The 22,072-nt window shown below is 63.8% G+C and carries 23 protein-coding genes; 12 read left to right on the forward strand and 11 right to left on the reverse strand.

Features of this window, described 5'->3' with window-relative positions; translation table 11 throughout:
* Positions 1-118: 118 nt before the first annotated feature.
* Entirely contained in the window at positions 119-2,188 is a 2,070-nt protein-coding gene (locus FJ423_RS09155) for an EAL domain-containing protein (RefSeq protein ID WP_140840985.1), read from the reverse strand.
* Positions 2,189-2,475: 287 nt separating this feature from the next.
* Here FJ423_RS09155 and FJ423_RS09160 point away from each other — a divergent pair, with 287 nt between their 5' ends.
* From FJ423_RS09160 to tdh, 3 genes are read left to right on the forward strand one after another with little or no spacing between them, the layout of a single operon-like run.
* On the forward strand, positions 2,476-3,663 hold the full coding sequence (locus tag FJ423_RS09160) for a glycine C-acetyltransferase (RefSeq protein WP_140840987.1): 1,188 nt from the start codon (positions 2,476-2,478) through the stop codon (positions 3,661-3,663).
* Between the two features lie 28 nt (positions 3,664-3,691).
* Entirely contained in the window at positions 3,692-4,135 is a 444-nt protein-coding gene (locus tag FJ423_RS09165; protein WP_140840989.1) for an SRPBCC family protein, read from the forward strand.
* A 46-nt stretch (positions 4,136-4,181) separates the two neighbouring features.
* On the forward strand, positions 4,182-5,216 hold the full coding sequence (gene tdh / locus FJ423_RS09170) for an L-threonine 3-dehydrogenase (RefSeq protein WP_140840991.1): 1,035 nt from the start codon (positions 4,182-4,184) through the stop codon (positions 5,214-5,216).
* 208 nt (positions 5,217-5,424) lie between these two features.
* Here the strand turns inward: tdh and FJ423_RS09180 are convergent, their stop codons facing one another.
* Positions 5,425-5,868 (reverse strand): MarR family transcriptional regulator, encoded by a 444-nt coding sequence (locus FJ423_RS09180; RefSeq protein WP_140840993.1) that lies wholly within the window; start codon positions 5,866-5,868, stop codon positions 5,425-5,427.
* Between the two features lie 132 nt (positions 5,869-6,000).
* Between FJ423_RS09180 and hmgA the strand changes: the two genes are divergently transcribed.
* From hmgA to FJ423_RS09200, 4 genes are read left to right on the forward strand one after another with little or no spacing between them, the layout of a single operon-like run.
* On the forward strand, positions 6,001-7,314 hold the full coding sequence (gene hmgA, locus FJ423_RS09185) for a homogentisate 1,2-dioxygenase (protein WP_140840995.1): 1,314 nt from the start codon (positions 6,001-6,003) through the stop codon (positions 7,312-7,314).
* The gene (locus FJ423_RS09190) at positions 7,311-8,210 is read left to right on the forward strand and encodes an MBL fold metallo-hydrolase (protein ID WP_140840997.1); all 900 of its coding nucleotides are present in this window, start codon (positions 7,311-7,313) and stop codon (positions 8,208-8,210) included. Before hmgA ends, FJ423_RS09190 begins: the two co-directional genes overlap by 4 nt.
* Positions 8,207-9,220: a fumarylacetoacetate hydrolase family protein gene (locus FJ423_RS09195; RefSeq protein ID WP_140840999.1), complete on the forward strand. Its 1,014-nt coding sequence runs from the start codon at positions 8,207-8,209 to the stop codon at positions 9,218-9,220. The genes FJ423_RS09190 and FJ423_RS09195 overlap by 4 nt, the downstream gene beginning before the upstream one ends.
* 10 nt (positions 9,221-9,230) lie before the next feature.
* Complete coding sequence (locus tag FJ423_RS09200; RefSeq protein WP_140841001.1) at positions 9,231-9,773, forward strand: DinB family protein; 543 nt, start codon at positions 9,231-9,233, stop codon at positions 9,771-9,773.
* Here the strand turns inward: FJ423_RS09200 and FJ423_RS09205 are convergent.
* The 3 genes from FJ423_RS09205 to hppD all read right to left on the reverse strand — a co-directional run bounded on the left by FJ423_RS09205 (position 9,770) and on the right by hppD (position 11,554).
* Positions 9,770-10,147 (reverse strand): type II toxin-antitoxin system VapC family toxin, encoded by a 378-nt coding sequence (locus tag FJ423_RS09205; RefSeq protein WP_140841003.1) that lies wholly within the window; start codon positions 10,145-10,147, stop codon positions 9,770-9,772. The two genes, FJ423_RS09200 and FJ423_RS09205, sit on opposite strands and share 4 nt — an antisense overlap.
* Positions 10,144-10,368: a type II toxin-antitoxin system prevent-host-death family antitoxin gene (locus FJ423_RS09210; protein ID WP_128259409.1), complete on the reverse strand. Its 225-nt coding sequence runs from the start codon at positions 10,366-10,368 to the stop codon at positions 10,144-10,146. The genes FJ423_RS09205 and FJ423_RS09210 overlap by 4 nt, the downstream gene beginning before the upstream one ends.
* Before the next feature lie 70 nt (positions 10,369-10,438).
* Positions 10,439-11,554: a 4-hydroxyphenylpyruvate dioxygenase gene (hppD, locus tag FJ423_RS09215; RefSeq protein WP_140841005.1), complete on the reverse strand. Its 1,116-nt coding sequence runs from the start codon at positions 11,552-11,554 to the stop codon at positions 10,439-10,441.
* A gap of 137 nt (positions 11,555-11,691) precedes the next feature.
* On the opposite strand from hppD, the gene FJ423_RS09220 reads away from it, so the two are divergent.
* A complete protein-coding gene (locus tag FJ423_RS09220; RefSeq protein WP_140841007.1) occupies positions 11,692-12,159 on the forward strand; it encodes an Lrp/AsnC family transcriptional regulator in 468 nt (155 codons plus the stop codon).
* A 154-nt stretch (positions 12,160-12,313) separates the two neighbouring features.
* On the opposite strand, the gene FJ423_RS09225 is transcribed toward FJ423_RS09220, so the two are convergent.
* The 4 genes from FJ423_RS09225 to aztA all read right to left on the reverse strand — a co-directional run bounded on the left by FJ423_RS09225 (position 12,314) and on the right by aztA (position 15,529).
* Entirely contained in the window at positions 12,314-12,652 is a 339-nt protein-coding gene (locus FJ423_RS09225; RefSeq protein ID WP_042646282.1) for a TIGR01244 family sulfur transferase, read from the reverse strand.
* A gap of 197 nt (positions 12,653-12,849) precedes the next feature.
* Entirely contained in the window at positions 12,850-13,791 is a 942-nt protein-coding gene (aztC, locus tag FJ423_RS09230) for a zinc ABC transporter substrate-binding protein AztC (protein WP_140841009.1), read from the reverse strand.
* Positions 13,792-13,826: 35 nt separating this feature from the next.
* The gene (aztB, locus tag FJ423_RS09235; protein WP_140841086.1) at positions 13,827-14,702 is read right to left on the reverse strand and encodes a zinc ABC transporter permease AztB; all 876 of its coding nucleotides are present in this window, start codon (positions 14,700-14,702) and stop codon (positions 13,827-13,829) included.
* Positions 14,702-15,529, reverse strand: a complete 828-nt coding sequence (gene aztA / locus FJ423_RS09240) for a zinc ABC transporter ATP-binding protein AztA (RefSeq protein ID WP_140841011.1) — start codon at positions 15,527-15,529, stop codon at positions 14,702-14,704. Before aztA ends, aztB begins: the two co-directional genes overlap by 1 nt.
* Before the next feature lie 220 nt (positions 15,530-15,749).
* Here aztA and FJ423_RS09245 point away from each other — a divergent pair, with 220 nt between their 5' ends.
* Complete coding sequence (locus FJ423_RS09245; RefSeq protein WP_140697768.1) at positions 15,750-16,094, forward strand: RidA family protein; 345 nt, start codon at positions 15,750-15,752, stop codon at positions 16,092-16,094.
* A gap of 164 nt (positions 16,095-16,258) precedes the next feature.
* Here FJ423_RS09245 and hutC read toward each other — a convergent pair whose 3' ends face one another.
* Entirely contained in the window at positions 16,259-17,005 is a 747-nt protein-coding gene (gene hutC, locus FJ423_RS09250) for a histidine utilization repressor (protein ID WP_140841013.1), read from the reverse strand.
* A 13-nt stretch (positions 17,006-17,018) separates the two neighbouring features.
* Positions 17,019-18,374, reverse strand: coding sequence for a formimidoylglutamate deiminase (locus FJ423_RS09255; protein WP_140841015.1), 1,356 nt, complete (start codon positions 18,372-18,374; stop codon positions 17,019-17,021).
* A gap of 97 nt (positions 18,375-18,471) precedes the next feature.
* On the opposite strand from FJ423_RS09255, the gene hutI reads away from it, so the two are divergent.
* Genes hutI through hutG form a run of 3 tightly spaced genes read left to right on the forward strand, consistent with a single transcriptional unit; the run spans position 18,472 to position 22,057 of the window.
* Positions 18,472-19,701 carry an imidazolonepropionase gene (hutI, locus tag FJ423_RS09260; protein ID WP_181174757.1) on the forward strand — a complete coding sequence of 410 codons (1,230 nt, stop codon included), beginning with the start codon at positions 18,472-18,474 and terminating at the stop codon, positions 19,699-19,701.
* A complete protein-coding gene (gene hutH, locus FJ423_RS09265) occupies positions 19,698-21,239 on the forward strand; it encodes a histidine ammonia-lyase (protein ID WP_140841019.1) in 1,542 nt (513 codons plus the stop codon). The genes hutI and hutH overlap by 4 nt, the downstream gene beginning before the upstream one ends.
* Positions 21,236-22,057, forward strand: a complete 822-nt coding sequence (gene hutG / locus FJ423_RS09270) for an N-formylglutamate deformylase (protein ID WP_181174758.1) — start codon at positions 21,236-21,238, stop codon at positions 22,055-22,057. The genes hutH and hutG overlap by 4 nt, the downstream gene beginning before the upstream one ends.
* The last annotated feature ends 15 nt before the right edge of the window (positions 22,058-22,072 follow it).

The following is a 22,072-nucleotide window of genomic DNA, read 5'->3' on the forward strand; positions in this document are numbered from 1 at the left end:
GACACTTATGAGGGCTTCGGCCGGGGAGAACCGGAGCGGAGCGTACTTAACGTACGTGAGCACCGGAAGCGCAGGAAGCCGGCATTTGCAGCCGGCCTCACCTGAATATCGGCGCATCTCAAGCCAAGCTGCCGTGCAGCACCTTCAGCTTCGTCTTCTTCGGGCTACGCGCCAAAAGCCATTCGCGCGCCTTGTCCTGCGGCATCGGGAAGGCGATCGAATAGCCTTGCACCTGGTCGCACCCGATCGCCATCAGCGAGTCGAGCTCAGCCTCGGTTTCGGCGCCTTCGGCGACGATCGAGATGCCCAGCCCGCGGGCAAGCTCGGTGATGGCGCGCACGATCTTGGAGTTGTCGCCGTTCTCGTTGATGTTCTGGACGAAGCGGCGGTCGATCTTGAGCCGGTCGATCTCGTTGGGGTTGACGTGGCTGAGCGAGGCATAGCCGGTGCCGAAGTCGTCGAGCTCGAGATGCACGCCGGCGGCGCGGATGTGGCGCAGCTTCGCGGCGATGCCGGTCTTCTCGTCATCGAGGATGACGGATTCCACGATCTCCAGCGCGAGCTTCTGCGGCGGCAGTCCTGCGCGCTCCAGCGTGCCGAACAGGAAGCTATCGAAACCGGGCTCGCGCAGCTCCGTGCCCGAGACGTTGACGGCGATCCGCCCGAAATCGATGCCGGCGCGGTCCCATTCGGCGGCTTCCTCGATCGCTTTGGCGATGACGATGCGGCCGATATCCGGCATGAAGCCGCATTTCTCGGCGACGGGAATGAATTCGCCGGGCGAGATCATGCCGCGCGTCGCGTGCTTCCAGCGCACCAGCGCCTCGATGCCGCTGATCTTGCCGCTGGTCAGCGACACTTGCGGCTGGAAATAGACCTCAAAACTCTTGTTGGCGATCGCCGTGCGGATGTCCTGTTCGAGCCGCTTGCGGTAGTCGAGCTCGCGGCGCAGTTCCTCGGAGAAGAAGGAGAAGTTGCCGCCGCCGAGCTTCTTGGCGGAATAGAGCGCGAGATCGGCATGGACGAGCAGGTCCTGCGCGTTGTCGGCGTCCACCGGATAGACCGCGATGCCGGCGCTGGCGCCGGGCATGATGGTCGTGCCCTGGAAGGTGATCGGCTCGTTGATCTCGCCGAGAATGCGCGTGGCCAGCGCATGAATGTCCTCGGTGCTGCCGGCACCGTTGAGGATCATGACGAACTCGTCGCCGCCGAGCCGCGCGCAGAGATCCGAGGCCCGGCAGGAATCGCGCATGCGCTGGGCGGTCACCACCAGCACATAGTCGCCGGCGGCATGGCCAAGCGTATCGTTGATCTGCTTGAAACGGTCGAGATCGAGCTGGATGACCGCCAGGCGCTCGCGGCGGCGGTGCGCTCCCTTGATCAGCGTGTCGAAATGGTCGGTGAGGAAGGTGCGGTTGTGCAGCCCCGTCAGGCCGTCATGCACGGCGATGAAAGCCATCGAGTTGCGCGCGTCGACCAGCTCGCGCGTCTTGCGCAGGATGGCGTTGGACATCGGCCGGAAGATGAACAGCGCCACCAGAACGATGACCCCGAGGGTGGCGAAAAACAGGGTGCGGTGCAAGTCGAGGATGTTGCTGGATTTTTCGTCGGCGAAGGCGCTGATGCGCTGGCCGAGCGCGGCATAGCCGGACATGGTGGCGTTGGCGACGGAAGCGTCGAGGCCGACGCGGTCGCCGCCGCCCTTATAGCCGTCGGTTTGCATGCCGAGCTGCGATCCGAAGGACGAAGCCAGTCGCTCACCATTGGCAACCAGGCCGACGGAGAAATAGTCGAGATGGAATGGCTTGCTGAACAGCACGTATTCGATCGATTTGGGATCGTTGCGCGCCGGCGACAGCGGGTCGGCGCCGGTCTCGGTGAGCAGCCGGTCGTAATTGGTTTCGAACTCGCCGGTCGCCTGCTTGAGCGCGGTCACCAGCGCCGGCTGCTTGTCGCGCGAGGCAGCACCCGTGGCGCTGGCCAGGAAGACGATGCGCTGCGACAGCGCCTTCTGCGTCTGGACGATGTCGAGCAGCGCATCATTGTGCTGTTGCTGCGCCATCAACTGCTGCAGAAGGATGAAGGAGGCGATCACCATGGCGGCGATGATCGTCAGCGCCAGCCAGTAGCCGGTCTTGATGAGCAGGATCAGCTTGCGCGAAACGCTCTGCACTGGCTGCTGCGACATAACTGGGTGACCCCTCCGGTCGACGGATACCTGCCAAGGATTCGTGGCGGGAAAACGATTAACTTGAAAGGGTTAACGGGTCGGCAAGGTGATCGCGGCAGCGCGGAAAAGCTCGCAAGATGGTTATCACGTCCTTTCTCGCACATTTCTTTTTTGATCCTATTGCCGCCACGCCATCGCAGGGATTGCGACCGTGCTTTCGCAGCGCCACCGAAGCGGTCGCTTTTGCGATGGATTTTTCGTGCCCGTAGCGCGACAGTCCGGCCTCGAACCGAACAGGGCCGACCATGAGCAAAGCATTCCTTTCCCATCTCGACAGCGAGCTTCAAGGGCTGAAATCGGCCGGACTCTACAAGTCCGAGCGGGTGATCTCCTCGATGCAATCCGCCGAGATCGAGGTCGGCGGCGAAAAGGTGCTGAATTTCTGCGCCAACAACTATCTCGGGCTCGCCGACAGCCCGGATCTGCGCGACGCGGCAAAGCACGCGCTCGACCGCTACGGCTACGGCATGGCCTCCGTGCGCTTCATTTGCGGCACGCAGGAGGAACACAAGCAGCTCGAGGCGACCATCTCCTCATTTCTGGGCATGGACGATACCATCCTCTATTCTTCCTGCTTCGACGCCAATGGCGGCCTGTTCGAAACGCTGCTCGGCGAGGAGGACGCCATCATCTCCGATGCGCTCAACCACGCCTCGATCATCGATGGTGTCCGGCTCTCCAAGGCCAAACGCTTCCGCTACGCCAACAACGACATGGCCGATCTCGAGGCCCGGCTGAAGGAGGCAAAGGACTGCCGCTTCCGGCTGATCGCCACTGACGGCGTGTTCTCGATGGACGGCATCATCGCCAATCTCAAGGGCGTCTGCGACCTCGCCGAGAAATACGACGCGATGGTCATGGTCGACGACAGCCATGCGGTCGGCTTCGTCGGCAAGAACGGCCGTGGCTCGGCCGAGCATTGCGGCGTCGAGGGCAGGGTGGACATCATTACCGGCACGCTTGGCAAGGCGCTGGGCGGTGCCTCCGGCGGCTACACGTCGGGCAAAAGCCAGGTGGTCGACTGGCTGCGCCAGCGCTCGCGCCCCTATCTTTTCTCCAACACGCTGATGCCGGCGATCGCCGGCGCCTCGATCAAGGTCTTCGACCTGATCCGCCATGGCGACGCGTTGCGCGAGCGACTATATGCCAATGCGGACCGGTTCCGTTCCAGGATGGGCAAACTGGGCTTCACGCTGGCTGGCGCCGATCATCCGATCATCTCGGTGATGCTGGGCGACGCGGCGCTGGCGCAGGAGATGGCGCAGCGCATGCTGAAGCGCGGCATCTATGTCATCGGTTTCTCCTTTCCGGTGGTCCCGAAGGGCCAGGCGCGCATCCGCACGCAGATGTCTGCCGCCCATTCCAGCGCCGACATCGACCGTGCGGTCGCGGCCTTCGGCGACGTGGGAAAAGAACTGGGTGTAATCGCTTGACCCACGCCGAGGAAAACAGAAGTCGGCCATGACGATCGATGTCACGAGCAGGATCGAGATCGCCAGGCCCCGCGCGATCGTCGCCGCCTTTTCCGCCGATCCGGACAACGTGCCCCGCTGGTACGTCAATATCAAATCGGTCGAATGGAAGACGCCCCGACCGGTCCAGGTAGGATCGAGAATTGCGTTCGTAGCGCAGTTCCTCGGACGGCGGCTTGTTTACACCTACGAAATTGTAGATCTCGTGCAGGGCGAGCGGCTGGTGATGCGAACCGCCGAAGGACCGTTTCCCATGGAAACGAGTTATGCATGGCGCGATACCCGAGAAGGCGCTACCCATATGGCGCTCCGGAACCGCGGTACCCCGACAGGCTTTTCCCGTCTTGTGGCGCCGTTTATCGCCCTGGCCGTTCGGCGTTCGACCGATCGAGACTTGCTCCGGCTGAAGAACATTCTGGAGGCGGCGCACTGATGAAACCGATCCCATCGAGACAGGCAAGATTTTTGAGGAGCGTCTGATGTCGAACATGATGAAGGCGCTGGTGAAGGCCAAGGCCGAGCCGGGCATCTGGATGGAAGAGGTGCCGGTGCCGGAGATCGGCCCCAACGACGTGCTGATCAAGGTCAAGAAGACCGCGATCTGCGGCACCGACGTCCATATCTACAATTGGGACCAGTGGGCGCAGAAGACGGTGCCCGTGCCGATGGTGACGGGCCACGAATTCGTCGGCACGGTCGCTGATTTCGGCTCCGCGGTCACCGAATACAAGGTCGGCCAGCGCGTGTCGGGCGAAGGCCACATCGTCTGCGGCCATTGCCGCAACTGCCGCGCCGGGCGAGGGCATCTCTGCCGCAACACGCTCGGCGTCGGCGTCAACCGTCCCGGCGCCTTCGGCGAGTATCTGGCGATCCCACAGCACAATGTCGTGCCGATCCCCGACGATGTGCCGGACGAGATCGCCGCTATCTTCGATCCGCTGGGCAATGCCGTGCACACAGCCTTGTCCTTTGATCTGGTCGGCGAGGACGTGCTGGTCACCGGCGCCGGGCCGATCGGCATCATGGGTGCGCTGGTGGCGCAATGCGTCGGCGCGCGAAAGGTCGTCATCACCGATATCAACCCGGTGCGACTGGATCTGGCGCGAAAACTCGGTGTCCAGCATGTCGTCGACGCCTCGAAGGAAAAGCTGCGCGACGTTATGCCGTCGATCGGCATGAGCGAAGGTTTCGACGTCGGGCTGGAGATGTCGGGCGCGGCTCCCGCTTTCCGCGACATGATCGACACCATGAACAATGGCGGCAAGATCGCCATCCTCGGCATCGCGCCGACCGGCTTCGAGATCGACTGGAATAAGGTCATCTTCAAGATGCTGCATCTCAAAGGCATCTACGGCCGCGAGATGTTCGAGACCTGGTACAAGATGATCGCCCTGGTGCAAGGCCCGCTGGATGTCTCGGGGCTGATCACCCATCGCATCGGGATCGACGATTTCCAGGTGGGGTTCGATGCGATGAGGAGTGGGAGTTCTGGGAAGGTTGTGATGGATTGGTGAGAGCCTCTGGAGAGATGTCGAGTTCCTTCGCTCCCCTCTCTGTCCTGCTGGACATCTCCCCCTCAAGGAGGGAGATCAGCCGTCACATCGGCCTTCGCCAATCGCGGACCTTGCAAGACGAGCGCCGTCGCCAAAGCTGCCAATCTCCCCCCAAGAGGGGGAGATGTCCGGCAGGACAGAGGGGGGCGCTGTCCCGCCGGCCTCTCATCTACTTTCTCTCCAAAGCCCCCTCCAGCGCCGCCACCCCTCTCGTAATCGCCGCGCGCTCCTCCACACTCAGCTTCCCCAGCAACTCCCTCTCAAACGCCTTCGCCAGCGGCACCATCTCGCGATAGGCGGCGAGCCCCGCCTTGGTCAGCGCCAGATGCTCGACACGGCGATCGCTCTCATCCGGCGTGCGCGTCAACCACCGCCGCCGTTCCAACTCCGCCACCGCCCGCGACACCTTCGTCTTGTGCATGGCCGATTGTTCGCCGAGTTCCGTCGCCGTCATCGTGCCGCATTCACCCAGCCCGGACAGCGTGCGCCATTCCGGCCGCGTCAGGCCGTGGCGTTCCTTGTAGATGCGCGAGAACTCGCGGCTGACGGTGTCGGCAAGCCGGTAGAGCCGGTAGGGCAGGAAGCTTTCCAGCTCAAGGATATCCGGTTCCATGAAGCGCTCCCGGGATGCATCGTGGCCGTTGATAGTTACATTTTAGATGGTTACAAATGAAACCAGTTTTGGTCAACATCGCCGGCGGGCCGCGTCTCGGGACGCTCGCAAGCCGGGATCAGGGAGGATCGGATGGGCTTTTCCTACATGCCGGGTTTCGGCAATGATTTCGAAACCGAGACGCTGCCCGGATCGCTGCCGCAGGGCCGCAACTCGCCGCAGCGGCCGGCCTACGGCCTCTATGCCGAGCAGCTTTCGGGCTCGCCCTTCACCGCGCCGCGCGGCACCAACGAGCGCTCCTGGCTTTATCGAATTCGCCCGAGCGTAAAGCACACCGGCCGATTCAAGGGCGCCAGCTACCTCTTGTGGAAGACCGGGCCTAATATCGGCGACCACGGGCTCGCGCTCGGCCAATACCGCTGGAACCCGACGCCCATGCCGACCGAGCCGACCGACTTCATTTCCGGCATGCGTACCTTCACCACGGCCGGCGATGCGGTCGGCCAGTCGGGCATGGCCGCGCATGTTTATGTCGCCAACCGGTCGATGGTGGACGACCATTTCTTCAACGCCGACGGCGAATTGCTGGTCGTGCCGCAGGTGGGCGCGCTGCGCTTCGTCACCGAGATGGGGGTGATCGAGCTTCGCCCCGGCGAGATCGCGGTGCTGCCGCGCGGCCTCGTCTTCAAGGTCGAGCTCGCCGACAAGGAGGTGCGCGGCTATGTCTGCGAGAATTACGGCGCCAAGTTCACCATGCCCGACCGCGGCCCGATCGGCGCCAATTGCCTGGCCAATCCGCGCGACTTCAAGACGCCCTGCGCCTGGTTCGAGGAGAAGGAGACGCCCTGCCGGCTGATCGTCAAATGGTGCGGCGCATTCCACGTCACCGAACTCGGCCATTCGCCGCTCGACGTCGTCGCCTGGCATGGCAACTACGCGCCCTACAAATATGATCTGGCGACGTTTTCGCCCGTCGGCGCCATCCTGTTCGACCACCCGGACCCGTCGATCTTCACCGTGCTGACAGCGCCGAGCGGCGAGGAGGGCACAGCCAACGTCGACTTCGTCATCTTCCCGCCGCGCTGGCTGGTGGCGGAAAACACGTTCCGGCCGCCCTGGTACCATCGCAACATCATGAGCGAGTTCATGGGCCTGATCCACGGCCAGTACGACGCCAAGGAGGAAGGTTTCGTGCCCGGCGGCATCAGCCTGCACAACCAGATGCTGGCGCATGGCCCGGACGCTTCCGGCTTCGAGAAGGCGACGCGCGCCGACCTGAAGCCGGTCAAGCTCGACAACACCATGGCCTTCATGTTCGAGACGCGCTTTCCTCAGATGCTGACGCGCTACGCCGCCGAGCTCGGCACCTTGCAGGAGAACTACATCGACTGCTGGGCCGACCTGAAGAAGCGTTTCAACGGCACTCCGGAAGGCGACTGGTCTTGAATACCGAAAACGTGGACCGGCTCGTCCTGCTCGGCTCCAAGGGTGGCCCGGCAGTCCGGCCAGGCGGACCCTGGCCGAGTTCGTCGCTGCTTGAAATCGGCGGGCGCACCATCGTCGTCGATTGCGGACTTGGCGTCACGCGTGCGCTGACTGATGCCGGCGTCAGCCTGAAGGCGCTCGACCTGATCTTCGTCACGCAACTTCATTCGGACCACGTTCTGGAACTCGGGCCGCTGATCCACACCGCCTGGACGGCGGGTCTGGCGACGCCGGTGACCGTTTTTGGCCCACCCGGCACGGGGCATTACTGGCAATGCTTCTGTCAGGCGATGGAGTTCGACATCGAGATCCGCATCATCGACGAAGGCAGGCCGGACATCCGCGACCTGATCACCGTCGAGGAGTTCGGCGAAGGGTCGGTTCTGGACGAGCGAGGTCTGACGGTGGCTTCGTTGCGCGTCGACCATCCGCCGGTCACCGACTGCTTTGCGCTGCGTTTCGAGCAGGGCGGCAAGAGCGTGGTGTTTTCCGCCGACACTGCCTTCTTTCCGCCACTGGCTGAGTTTGCCAAAGCTGCCGACATCCTTGTCCATGAGGCCATGCTGGAGGAAGGCGTGGAGCGACTGGTCGCCCGGACCGGCAACGGCGCGCGGCTGCGCGAGCATCTCCTAGCCAGCCACAGTTTTGCCGACGAAGCAGGCCGCATCGCCAGCGATGCCGGGGTGAAGCGGCTGGTGCTCAACCATCTCATTCCAGCCGACGATCCGGCGATCGGCGAGGACGACTGGATCGACGCCGTCAGGAAAACTTGGTCCGGCGACTTGACGATTGCCCGCGACGGCCTTGTTGTGGGGCTAAGCGGTCAGAAGGCCGCATCAGGAGAGGAAACCGCATGAAGCTTGCCACATTGAAGAACGGGACGCGCGACGGAAAACTGGTCGTGGTCTCGCGCGATCTGACGCGGTTCACCGACGCTTCCTTCCTGGTGCCGACGCTGCAGGCTGCGCTCGACGATTGGCGCCGCATCTCGCCGCATCTGGCGGCCATGGCCGAATCGCTTGAGACCAACGCGGTTCCCTCGGCGCGTTTCCATGAACATGATGCCCATTCGCCGCTGCCGCGCGCCTATCAATGGGCGGACGGCTCCGCCTATGTGAACCATGTCGAGCTGGTGCGGAAGGCACGCGGCGCGGAGATGCCGGCAAGCTTCTGGACCGACCCGCTGATCTACCAGGGCGGCTCGGACTCCTTCATTGCGCCGCGCGATCCGATCCGCATGGCCGACGAGGCCTTCGGCATCGACATGGAGGCCGAGGTCGCGGTCATCGTCGACGATGTGCCGATGGGCGCCAGTCTGGAAGAAGCGAAGGAGGCAATCCGCCTCGTCATGCTGGTCAACGACGTCACGCTGCGCGCCGTCACCGGGCCGGAACTGGCAAAAGGGTTTGGCTTCTTCCAATCGAAACCCTCTTCGGCCTTCTCGCCGGTCGCGGTCACCCCCGACGAGTTGGGCGATGCCTGGGACGGCGGCAAGGTCAATCTCTCGCTGCTGGTCGACGTCAACGGCAAGCCGTTCGGCCGCGCCAATGCCGGGGTCGACATGACCTTCGACTTCCCGACGCTGATCGCGCATGCCGCGAGAACCCGGCCGCTCGCCGCCGGCAGTATCGTCGGCTCGGGGACCGTCTCCAACAAGCTCGACGGCGGGCCGGGCAAACCCGTCTCGGCCGGCGGCCCCGGCTATTCCTGCATCGCCGAGCTGCGCATGATCGAAACCATCGAGTCCGGCGAACCGAAAACGCCCTTCCTGCGTTTTGGCGACATCGTGCGCATCGAGATGAAGGACAAGGCCGGCCATTCGATCTTTGGCGCCATCGAGCAGAAGGTCGAGAAATACGGGGGGTGAGAACCCGACGGTGACCTTGCTCGAGCACCTGCGCCGCATGGCCCGCAACAATCTGTGGTCGAACGACCGGCTCTACCGCGCGGTGCTCGCGCTCAAGCCCGGCGAGTTCGAGGCCGGGCGCGTCAGCTTCTTCCCTTCGATCAGGGAGACGCTCAATCACATCTTGGCGGTCGACCTTCTCTATTTCGACTTCCTGACCGATGGCGGCATGGGTGCCGCGGCTTACGACGACTTCATACCGTTAGACGCCGCCGCAAGCCTGGCAGCGGCACAGGCTGATTTCGACCGCAAGCTCATCGCTTTCTGCGACGGCCTGTCGGAAGCCGATCTCGACCGGCGCGTCGTCACCGACCGGCGCGAGGACGGCATGATCCCCGAACGGATCGGCGACATTCTCGCCCACGTCTTCCTGCACGACATTCACCATCGCGGCCAAGTGCATGCGATGCTCTCCGGCACTTCGGTGGCGCCGCCGCAATTGGATGAGTTTCTGCTCGACTACGACGTCAAGCTGAGGAAGGACGAGGTGGAGCGGCTAGGGCTGGAAAGTTAGGCAAGCGCAATGCTGTATCGAGCGAAATGCGAGTCGGATGTCAGGATGGTCAGGTTCTCCACCTGTGCTTGCGCAATCAGCAACCTATCGAATGGATCGCCGTGGTGCGGAGGTAAGTCGCCGACGGCGTGCGCATGCTGCAAGGTAACGGCGAGGGGCTGAAACCGCATCCTCGGAAGCAATCCCGGCAGGTCATCTGGCGCCTGAAGTTTTCCAATTGACCGTTTGATGGCGATTTCCCAAACGCTTGCCGCGCTCGCGAACACCATGGCTTCCGAGTTCAGGATGGCGCGGTGCTGTTCGCTGAGACGTCGGTCGTCCGAAATCGACCAGAGGATAATGTGCGTATCGGCGAGAAACGGACCTGTCGTCATTTGACGTACTCGTCCCATTCGGGACCGAGTTCGTCAAAGTCGTCCGCAATCCATATCTTCCCTTTCAGGGCGCCGATACGCGGAAGCGGCTCGACCACCTCTGGAGGTACAATACGCGCGGCAACCTTGCCATGGCGCGTAAGCACAATCTCCTCGCCGGCTTCGGCGCGGCTTACGAGTTCCGACAATTTGGCCTTGGCTTCGGCGATGGAGACATTCATGGATGCGATCCTTTATGACCATAATTTAGGTCATAATTGATCGCGTCGCAAGCTATCCGAATCGGATCGTCTAAGCCGCCTTGCCGTCCAGCTTGATCACGCCGCGCTTGATCTGGTCCTGCTCGATCGATTCGAAGAGCGCGCGGAAATTGCCTTCGCCAAAACCTTCATCGCCCTTGCGCTGGATGAACTCGAAGAAGATCGGGCCGATCACGGTTTTGGAAAAGATCTGCAGCAGGATCTTGGTCGTGCCGCCGTCGACGACGCCTTCGCCGTCGATCAGGATGCCGTGCTTCTTCATGCGCTCGATCGGCTCGTCGTGGCCGTGCACGCGCTCATGTGACATCTCATAATAAGTGTCGGGCGGGCCGGGCATGAATTTCAGCCCGTTGGCGGCGAGCTTGTCGGTGGCCTCGTAGATCGCATCGGTGCCGACCGCGATGTGCTGGATGCCCTCGCCATTGTACTTCTTCAGATACTCGGCGATCTGGCTGGTCTCGTCCTTGGACTCATTCAGCGGAATGCGGATCTTGCCGCAGGGCGAGGTGATGGCGCGGCTGACAAGGCCGGTGATCTTACCGTCGATGTCGAAGAAATGGATCTGCTTGAAGCCGAACAGATCGCGGTAGAAATCCCACCATTTGTCCATGTTGCCGCGATAGACGTTGTGGGTGAGGTGGTCGAGATAATAGAAGCCGACGCCTTCGGGCTTCGGGTCGCGCTCGCCCAGCCACTCGAACTCGGCGTCATAAGCCGAGCCTTTTTCGCCATTGGCTTCGATGAAATAAAGCAGCGAGCCGCCAATGCCGACGATCGCCGGCACGTCGAGCGCTTTGTCGCTTCCCTCATAGGGCGTGGCACCCTTTGAGACGGCATGGTCGAAGGCATGTTTGGCATCGACCACGCGCCACGCCATCGAGGCGGCGCAGGGGCCGTGCTTTTCAACGAACTTCATCGCATGCGAGCCGGGCTCGGCATTGACGACATAGTTGATGTCCCCCTGGCGCCAGACGGTGATGTCCTTGCTGCGGTGCCTTGCGACCGCGACATAGCCCATGCGGGTGAACAAATCGGCGAGCTTTTCGGGCTCTGAATGCGCAAACTCGACGAATTCGAAGCCGTCGGTGCCAGCGGGATTTTGCTTACTGATCCTGGCGGGCGGGGCGTCGTGCGGGAAGGGGCCCATGGCAGTCCTCCGAAAGCTGTTGCGGCCGAGCTTGGCCATCTTTCCCATGATAGCGCGGACCCGCCGCACGGTGCTTGCATTCAACCGCTTGAAATGGTCATCATGTGCGCAAATTATGCACGAATGGAGGATTGTTCGTGGATGATACGCGTCTTGATCAATTTGACCGCAAGATAATGGCGCTTCTGCAGGAGGATGCGCGCTTCACCAACAACGACCTTTCCGAGCGCGTGAACCTCTCGCCCTCGCAATGTTCGCGCCGCCGCCAGCGGCTGGAGGATGATGGCTACATCAAAGGCTACCGCGCCGTGCTCGACCGCGATCGTCTGGGCTTTTCGCTGGTCAACGTCATCTCGGTGACTTTAGCCACCCACAACCGCGACAATGCCCGCCGCTTCGGCGAGCTGGTGGCCCGCCTGCCCGAGGTGCAGGAGGCGCACGCGCTAACCGGCGAGATGGATTACATCCTGAAGGTGGTGACGCCCGACCTCAAGTCACTGTCCGAGTTCGTCAACGGCGTGCTCCTGCCGCACGAATCCGTGCAGCATGTGAAGACCGCGATCGTGCTGGAGACGCTGAAGGAAACCGGCGCGCTGCCGATTTAAAGTGTGCCGATATTCAGGTGAGGCCGGCCTGCAAATGCGGCTTCCTGCGCTTCCGGTGCTCACGTACTTTAAGTACGCTCCGCTCCGGTTCTCGGAAGCCACGATTTTCGGCTCGGCCTGACCTGAATCTCAGCACACTTTCGCGGCAAATCCGTCACCCCCGCTGCTGCTGGATCAGCCCATAGAGGTTGGTGCAGCGTGCGCCTGAGCGGCAATAGGCGAAGACCGGGCCTTCGAGCTCGTCGAGCGCGGCGGCCTGGTCCTCGACATTGTCCATGGTGATCTGGCCGCTGATGACCGGGATATAGCGGAAGGCAAGGCCGGCCGCCTCGGCCGCTGCCTTGACGCTATCGGCCGAAGGCTGGCCCGGCTGCTCGTCGTCCGGCCGGTTGCAGATCACGCTTTTGAAGCCGGCGTCCTTGATGGCGGCAATATCCTGCGGCTGGATCTGGCCGGAGACCGAATAGTCGTCGCTGATCTGGCGGTATTCCATGATGTGGTCCTCGCAATCTCTTTGGCGCAGTCATGCCACCCCGGGGCATGAGCGGCAATCCGTACGAGCGGATTTCTCTGCCAAATAGAGAATGTGCGCCGGAAAATCCAACCGGCTCCCGCAGCGCCGCGTACCTCTTGGATACGCAATGGACGCTGCGGCAACCCAAGATGCCGGGCCGGTTGACGCCTCGCCGCTCAGCTGCCGAGGATCGCGCCTTTGATCTGCGTGATGTTGTTGTGCATCATGTCGATATAGGTCGAGGCGGGACCATCGGGCTGAGACAGCGCGTCCGAATAGAGCGTGCCGCCGACCTTGATGCCGGTCTCGCCGGCGATCTGCTCGATGAGCCGCGGATTGGTGATGTTTTCCACGAAGATCGCCGCCGCCTTGTCCTGCTTCACTTGGCTAACCAGCTTGGCGACATCGGCCGCCGAGGGCTCGGATTCGGTCGAGATGCCTTCCGGCGCGAGGAAGGTCAGCCCGTATTCATGTTCGAAATAGCCGAAGGCATCATGCGAGGTGATGACCACGCGCTTGGCTTCCGGGATCGACTGGATCGCCGCCTTCACTTCGCCCTCCAGCGCATCGAGCTTGGTAGTGTAGGCGGCGGCGTTGGCCTTGTAGCTGTCGCAGCCCTCGCTGTCGGCCGTGCAGAACGCGTCGGCGATGTTCTTCACATAGATCTTGGCGTTGGCGATCGACTGGAAGGCGTGCGGATCGGTGACAGTCTTGCCACCGCCGGTGCCAGCACCTTCGGCGGCGTCCGCGTCGGCGAATTCCGGCTTGAAGTCGATCGGCGTCACGCCCTTGGTCAGCGTCACGATCGCGGCCTTGGTGGCGCTGGCATCGACCAGGCGCTGCAGGAAACCCTCGAAATGCAGGCCGTTGACCAGCACGACATCGGCTTTGGCCATCGCCACCGCGTCCGCCGGGCTCGGCTCATAGACATGCGCGTCGCCGTCCGGCCCGACAATGGTGGTGATGTTGACCCGGTCGCCGCCGACATTTTTCGCGAAGTCGGCAATCACAGTGAAACTCGCCACGACCTTGAGCGGCGCCGCGAAGGCTGACGAGGTTGCGAAGACGCTTAATGTTATAACGCTCAACGCCAGGGCGGCTCGGAAGGATTTCAGCATTGGCAACGTCTCCTTTTAAGGGGTGGGAATGAGGGTCAGGCGGTGCGGTGCCGGTGATGCACGATGCGGGCGCGCAGCACGCCGCGCGTGCCGAACAGGATCGAGCAGAAATAGACGACGCCGGACGAAAGGATGATCGCCGGGCCGGACGGCAGCGACGCGTGGTAGGACAGGAGCAGTCCGGCGATGCAGGAGGCGAAGCCGATCAGCACCGCCAACGCGCACATCGGCTCCACGCGCGCCGTCCAGAAGCGGGCCGCGGCGGCAGGCAGCATCATCAGCCCGACCGACAGCAGCGTGCCCAACGCCTGGAAGCCGCCGACGAGGTTGAGCACGACAAGGCCCAAGAAAATGAAATGCACCGGGCTGCCCATGCGGCTCACCGAGCGCAGGAACAGCGGGTCAAGGCACTCGGCGACAAGCGCGCGCCAGAAGATGGCGAGACAGGCGAGCGTCACCGCCACGATTCCGCCGATCAGGATGAGCGCCTCATCGTTGAGCGCCAGCACCGTGCCGAACAGCACATGCATCAGGTCGACGCTGGAGCCGCGGATCGACACCATCAGCACGCCGACGGCCAGCGAGATGAGGTAGAAGGCCGCCATCGAGGCGTCCTCGCGCTGGATGGTGAAGCGAGAGACGGCACCCGCGCCGAGCGCCACGATGATGCCGGCGATCAGCCCGCCGATGGTCATCGGCAGGATTTCGAGGCCATAAAGCAGGAAGCCGGCGGCAGCGCCGGGCAGGATGGCATGCGCCATCGCGTCGCCCGACAGGCTCATGCGCCTGAGCATCAGGAAGACGCCGACCGGGCAGGCGCCGAGCGACAGCATCAGCGAGCCGAACAGCGCCCGCTGCATGAAGGCGAAGTCGGCGAAGGGCGCGATGAACAGGCCGTAGAGGAAATCCATCATGCCGCCCTCGGTCCGGAGCCGTGATGATGGTCGTGTCGGTGGTCATGCCCATGATCATGATCGTGCGCGCGATCATGGCTGTGTTCATGCTCACTCGGCTCGCACCACGGCGCGTTTTCTTCCCACGCCTCGTGGAAGCGCCTTGCCTTGAGCAGATTTTCCGGCCGCAGCGTGTCCTTGGTGTCGCCCCAGGCGACAGGCTGGCGGGCAAGCAGCAGCGTCTCGGGGAAATTCTGCCGCACCAGATCGAGATCGTGAATCACGACCATGATCGTGCGCTCTTCGCCATGCCAGCGCTTTATCAACTGGATGAGGTCGCCAACGGTCTTGGCGTCGACCGCGTTGAATGGCTCGTCGAGCAGGATGAGGTCGGCGTCCTGCAACAGCACGCGGGCAAACAGCGTGCGCTGCAGCTGTCCGCCGGACAGCGTGTCGATCGGCCGCTTCTCGAAGCCGCCGAGCCCGACCGCCATCAGCGCCTTGCTGACGGATTCTCGGTCCTCTTTGGTGTAGCGCCCGAGCATGCCGCGCTTTGGCCATAGGCCGAGCGAGACCAGATCGACGACGCGCGCCGGAAAGGAGCGGTCGAGCTCCGACTGCTGCGGAAGATAGGCGGTGCGGACACCCGGCATGCGGACCACCGCGCCTTCCATCGGCTTCAGCACGCCGACGATGCCCTTCATCAGCGTCGATTTGCCCGAGCCGTTGGCGCCGACCACCGCGGTCAGCGAACCTTTGCGGACGGTGCCGTTCAAATGATGGATGGCCGCGTGGCTGTTGTAGCCCAGCGTCAGGTCGCGGAAAGTCAGGCAGGCATTGGTCATCGGGCGGCGGTCCGCGAAATCGAGTGAGCTGTCGATATGTGATGTTATTACATTAGTCAACACGCCAGGCTGGCGCAATTGTGTCACGACCGGTCAACTCGCCGTGTAGGTGGGCGGCAGAGATCGGACACTTGGCTCAATTGGTTTCGCGTCCGCCGGCCTTGCCCCGCGTCCGCCCGGACTCTAAAGAGCAGCGACCCCCATAACGAAGGAACCTCCAATGAGCATTCGTCGCATCGATGTCGGCCCGCGCATGAGCCAGATCGTCATCCATGGCAACACCGTCTATCTGGCCGGCCAGGTCGGCGAGCCCGGCGGCAACGTCGCCTCGCAGACCCGCGACATCCTCAAGACCATCGACGAATTGCTCGCCAAGGCCGGCACCGACAAGACCAAGATCGTCCAGGCGATCATCTGGCTGGCCGACATGGGCACCTTCGCCGAAATGAACTCGGAATGGGACAAGTGGGTGCCGCAAGGCCATACCCCGGCACGCGCCACCGGCGAAGCCAAGCTCGCCGCCCCGGAATATCTGGTCGAGATTATTGTGACTGCGGCGATCTGAGGCGCCGACTTTCCCTTCTCCCCTTGTGGGAGAAGGTGGCCGCGAAGCGGCCGGATGAGGGGTGCTCCAGGGAATGCCAGCGTCTCACTCCGCTGGAACACCCCTCATCCGTCTCGGCGCTGCGCGCCGATCCACCTTCTCCCACAAGGGGGGAGGAGAAGAGCTCACCCCTGCGACGGGGTAAATCGCGCCACCAGCGTGTGGCTCTCCGCCGGATAGATGAACCGAACATGCGTCACCGCATGCTCGGCGCTCCAGGTGCGGCGTTCGACCACCAGGCAGGGCGCGCCCACGTCGATGTCTAGCGCATCGGCGATCGTCTCGTCGGCGGCCATGGCGCGGATGCGGTGCTCGGCCTCGCTCCACGGAACGCGGCCGATCAGCCACGGGCCTGGCGCGATGTCGAGAAATTCCTCCTCGGCTGCCTCGGCCACCGCAGAAAGATTGATCAGCCGCTGCTCCAGCGCGAACGGCCGTTCGCCGGCAAAATGCAAGCCCTCCAGCGCCAGCACCGGACCTGATCGGGAAAGCCCGAGCAGCGCGCGGTCCTCGGCGCCACTGCGCCGCTTCAGGCGTTCCAGCCGCTCATAGCGATAGGGCAGGCCGAGCGCCTCGACCTCGATTCTGATGTCATGCAGCTCAAGCACCGCCGCTTGCGACTGCGGCTGGCGCACGAAACTACCGGAGCGGCGGCGGCGCTCGATCAGCCCGGCCTTGGCCAACTGCGACAGCGCCTTGTTCACCGTCATGCGCGAGCAATTGTAGTGAGCCGTCAGCTCATGCTCGAAGGGGATGCGATGTCCGGGCGCCCAGGCGCCCGACAGGATCTTTTCGCGGATATCCGACAGGATGCGTTGATGCAGCGAGAGGATCTCGCCGCCCTCGACATCGTCTGTCTCGACAAGACTCATCGGATGTTCCTGTTCAGCCTTGCGACAGCGCGGTCATGACTTTGCGGAACCGCGCGGCGATGGCATCGCGCTTCGCATGCCTGCCGCCGCTGACCTGCTTCTTGCCATGCACCCAGACGCAATCGATGTTGCTGCCATTGGCAAAAATCCAGGCGTCGAGGATCGCATCGCCTGTCTTGCCGGAGAGCGATGGATGATTTTGGTCGAGCGAGACGAGATCGGCAGGGCAGCCGGCGGCAATTTGCGCCGGACCGGCGCCGAGCGCCTGGCTGCCGCCGTCGAGCGAAGCATCGAACAGGGCACGCCCCGTCGATCCGCCAGCGCGGGCTAGCACGTTGCGGGCGCGATGGGCGAGGCGCTGCGAATATTCGAGCTGCCGAAGCTCGTCCGGCAGGCCGATCAGCACATTGGAGTCGGAGCCGACGCCAAAGCGGCCGCCATGCTCGATGAACAGTGGCGCCGCGAACGTACCGTCACCGAGATTGGCTTCGGTGATCGGACAGAGTCCGGCGACGGCGCCGGTCCGGGCCATGGCAATCGTCTCGGCCTCGGTCATATGGGTGGCGTGGATCAGGCACCAGCGCTTGTCGACTTTGGCGTTGGCCAGCAGGAATTCGACCGGACGCTTGCCCGACCAGGCGACGCAGTCCTCGACTTCCTTCATCTGTTCGGCGACATGGATATGGATCGGTCCGTCCGGTGCCATCGCGGCGACCGCATCGAGCTCGTCCGGCGTCGCGGCGCGCAGGCTGTGCGGCGCGACGCCGACGACGACCTGCTCCAACGAGCGAACGCCCTCGCGGCTTTTCTCAAGCAGGCGCCCGAAGCGCTCGACATCATTGATGAATCGCCGCTGGCCTTCGTTGGGCGCGGCGCCGCCGAAGGCGGAATGGGCATAGAAGACCGGCAACAGTGTCAGGCCAATGCCGGTATCTGCGGCGGCAGCCGCGATCCGCTCCGCCATTTCGGCGATATTGGCGTAAGGCTTTCCGTCGCGATCATGGTGGAGGTAGTGGAACTCGCCGACGCGCGAAAAGCCGGCCTCCAGCATTTCGACATAGAGCTGTGAGGCGACTGCCTCGACCTGGTCCGGCGTCATCGACAGCGCGAAGCGGTACATCACCTCGCGCCAGCTCCAGAAACTGTCGGCCGAAGGGCCGCGCAATTCGGCCAAACCCGCCATGCCGCGCTGGAAGGCGTGGCTGTGCAGATTGGGCATGCCCGGCAGGACGATGGCGTGGCGTTCGTCGCCGGCCCGAGCGGCAGCGCCGGTCTCGACCTTCGAGATACGGCCATCCTCGAAGGCGATCCTGACATTGCTTTGCCAGCCCTCGGGCAGAAGCGCCTGTTCCGCAAAGATCGCCGTCACCTGCGTCTCCAAATCTCGATGCGTGAGCGACGATATTGCTTGCGTCGCGTTTCAATATGTATATACATAACCAGCATCCTTTCAAATGGAAAAAATGATGGGTGGAGCAAACAACAGGAGCGGCCATCGGGTTTGGCGCAATGCGCGCCTGGCGACCATGGCCGAGGGTGCGGCCGGTCTCGGCATCGTCGAGAAAGGCGCGGTCGCCGCGCGAGACGGGCTTATTCTCTATGCCGGCCCCGAGGTCGACATGCCGGCTGCGGCCGGGCAGGGCGCCGGGACCGTCGATTGTGTTGGACGCTGGATCACCCCCGGCCTGATCGACTGTCACACGCATCTTGTCTATGCGGGAAACCGCGCCAACGAGTTCGAGATGCGGCTGGCCGGCGCCACATATGAGGAAGTGGCACGCGCCGGCGGCGGCATCGTCTCCTCGGTCAAGTCGCTGCGCGCAGCGAGCGAGGATGACCTGGTCGCCCAGACGCTGCCGCGGCTCGACGCGCTGATTGCCGAAGGCGTCACCACCGTCGAGGTCAAGTCCGGCTACGGTCTAGACCTCGAGAACGAGAAGAAGTCGCTGCGCGCCGCCCGCCGGCTGAGCAACGAGCGCCCCGTCATGGTCCGCACGACATGTCTCGCCGCCCACGCGCTGCCGCCGGAAGCCAAGGGCGACAAGGACGCCTTCATCGATCTCGTCGCCGGCACGATCCTGCCGCAGGTCGCTGCCGAAAAGCTCGCCGATGCCGTCGATGGGTTCTGCGAGGGCATCGCCTTCTCTCCGGAGCAAATGGCGCGCGTGTTCGACAAGGCGAAGGCGCTCGGCCTGCCCGTAAAACTCCACGCCGACCAACTCTCCAACCTGCATGGCGCAGCGCTTGCCGCCCGCTATGGCGCGTTGTCCGCCGACCACCTCGAATATACGGACGAGGAAGGAGCCGAAGCCATGGCCAAGGCCGGCACCGTGGCGACGATCCTGCCCGGCGCTTACTACTTCATCCGTGAGACGAAGAAGCCGCCCGTCGATCTCTTTCGCCGCCACGGCGTGAAGATGGCTGTCGCCACCGACTCCAATCCCGGCACCTCGCCGCTTACTTCGCTGCTGCTCACCCTGAACATGGCCGCGACGCTGTTCGGCATGACTGTCGACGAGTGTCTCGCCGGCGTCACCCGCGAGGCCGCGCGGGCGTTGGGCTTGCTTGAACAGACCGGCACGTTGGAAGCCGGCAAATCGGCCGATCTCGCCATCTGGGATATCGAGCGTCCGGCCGAACTCGTCTACCGCATGGGCTTCAACCCGCTCCATGCCCGTATCTGGAGAGGACAATGACGGAACTTACCCTGACGCCCGGCAACGCCACGCTAGCCGACTGGCGCGCCATCTATCGCGGCGCCGTGCCGAAGCTCGACGATGCCTGCCGGCCGAAGATCAAGGCCAGCGCCGAGGCGGTCGCCCGCATCCTCGCCAAGGGCGAGCCGGTCTATGGCATCAACACCGGCTTCGGTAAGCTCGCCAGCGTCCGCATCCCGGCAAACGACCTCGAAACGCTCCAGCGCAACATCGTGCTCTCGCATGCCGCCGGCGTCGGCGAGCCGATGCCCGTCGCCGTGGTGCGGCTAATGATGGCGCTGAAGCTTGCCAGCCTAGCCCAGGGCGCATCCGGCGTGCGGCCCCAGACCATCGAATTGCTGGAAGCAATGCTCGCCAACGACGTCATTCCGGTGGTGCCGGCGCAAGGCTCGGTCGGCGCTTCCGGCGACCTCGCGCCGCTTTCGCATATGACCGCCGTCATGATCGGCGTCGGCGAATGCTTTACCCCGCATGGCCGGTTCCCGGCCAAGGTGGCCTTCGTCTCGCATGGACTGGAGGCGGTGACATTAGGCGCCAAGGAGGGTCTCGCGCTGCTCAACGGCACGCAGTTCTCCACCGCCTTCGCGCTCGCCGGCCTGTTCGAGGCCGAGGTTCTTTACCAGTCGGCGCTGGTCGCCGGCGCGCTGTCGACCGATGCCGCCAAGGGTTCGGACGCCCCCTTCGACCCGCGCATCCATCTGTTGCGCAAGCATCGTGGCCAGATCGAGACCGCGGACGCGCTGCGTAATCTCATGGCCGGCAGCGCCATTCGTGAATCACACCGTGTCGGCGACGAGCGCGTACAGGATCCGTACTGCCTGCGCTGCCAGCCGCAGGTGATGGGCGCTGCGCTCGACGTGCTGCGCAAGGCCGCCGACACGCTCGAGACGGAAGCCAACGGCGTCACAGACAACCCGCTGATCTTCGCGGAGGACGACACCGCGCTGTCAGGCGGCAATTTCCACGCCGAGCCGGTGGCCTTCGCCGCCGACATGATTGCGCTTGCCGTCTGCGAGATCGGCTCGCTGTCGGAGCGTCGCATTGCCATGCTGGTCGACCCGGCATTGTCCGGCATGCCGGCCTTCCTCACGCCGAAGCCCGGTCTGAACTCGGGTTTCATGATCCCGCAGGTGACGGCGGCGGCGCTCGTTTCCGAAAACAAGCAGAAGGCCTACCCGGCGAGCGTCGATTCCATTCCGACGTCGGCCAACCAGGAAGATCATGTCTCGATGGCCGCCCACGGCGCGCGCCGGCTGCTCGGCATGATCGAGAATGCGACCGCCGTCATCGGCATCGAATTGCTGGCCGCCGCGCAAGGCTGCGATTTTCACGCGCCGCTTGCATCCAGCGAGGCGCTGGAGGCGGTGCGCAGATTGGTCCGGGCCGAAGTCCCGCATCTCGACAATGATCGCCATTTCCATCCCGACATGGAGAAGGCCATCGCCATGGTCCGCAGCGGCGCCGCGGTGAATGCGGCGGGTGCCGTGAAGCTGCCGGGGATCGCGGGAGCGGCATGATGGCTTCGCCAAGCTGGCTCACCGTCACCCAGGGCACCGCGCCGCTGCTGGTTTCGATCCCGCACACCGGCATCGACCTCGCCGGCCTCGACTCGCGCCTCGTCTCGACTTGGCTCGGGCGGCGCGACTGCGACTGGTGGATCGACAAGCTCTATGATTTCGCCGCCGACCTCGGCGCAACCGTCGTGCACACCGCCATCTCGCGTACCGTTATCGACGTCAACCGCGATCCGTCGGGCGTTTCGCTCTATCCCGGGCAGGCGACGACCACCCTTTGCCCGACAGACACGTTTGACGGCGATCCGCTCTACCGCATCGGTGAGGAGCCGAGCCCATCCGAGATCGACCAGCGCCGCGAGACCTATTTCGAGCCTTACCATGCCGCCCTGCAGGCCGAGATCGACCGGCTGCGCGGCATACATGACAAGATCGTGCTCTATGACTGCCATTCGATCCGCTCGGTGCTGCCGCGCCTGTTCGACGGCACGCTGCCGGTCTTCAACCTTGGCACGAATGACGGCAAGAGCACCGATCCCGTGCTGCAGGAAAAAGTGGCCGCCATCCTGGCCGCGACCGGCGAGACCTGGGTGGTCAACGGCCGCTTCAAGGGCGGCTGGATCACCAGAAGCTTCGGCCAGCCCGGGAACGGCGTGCATGCGCTGCAGATGGAGCTCTCCAACCGCGGCTACATGCGCGAGCCTGCGGAAAAAGGTTCGCCGGAAAATTGGCCGGTGCCTTACGACCCAAGCTATGCCGCGCCGATCCGCGCCACGCTGAAAACAATCCTCGAAACCGCCATTGACTGGGCCGGGCGCTGACCCGCGCCGCCCGCC

The organism is Mesorhizobium sp. B2-8-9, from assembly GCF_006439475.1.
GTDB lineage: Bacteria > Pseudomonadota > Alphaproteobacteria > Rhizobiales > Rhizobiaceae > Mesorhizobium.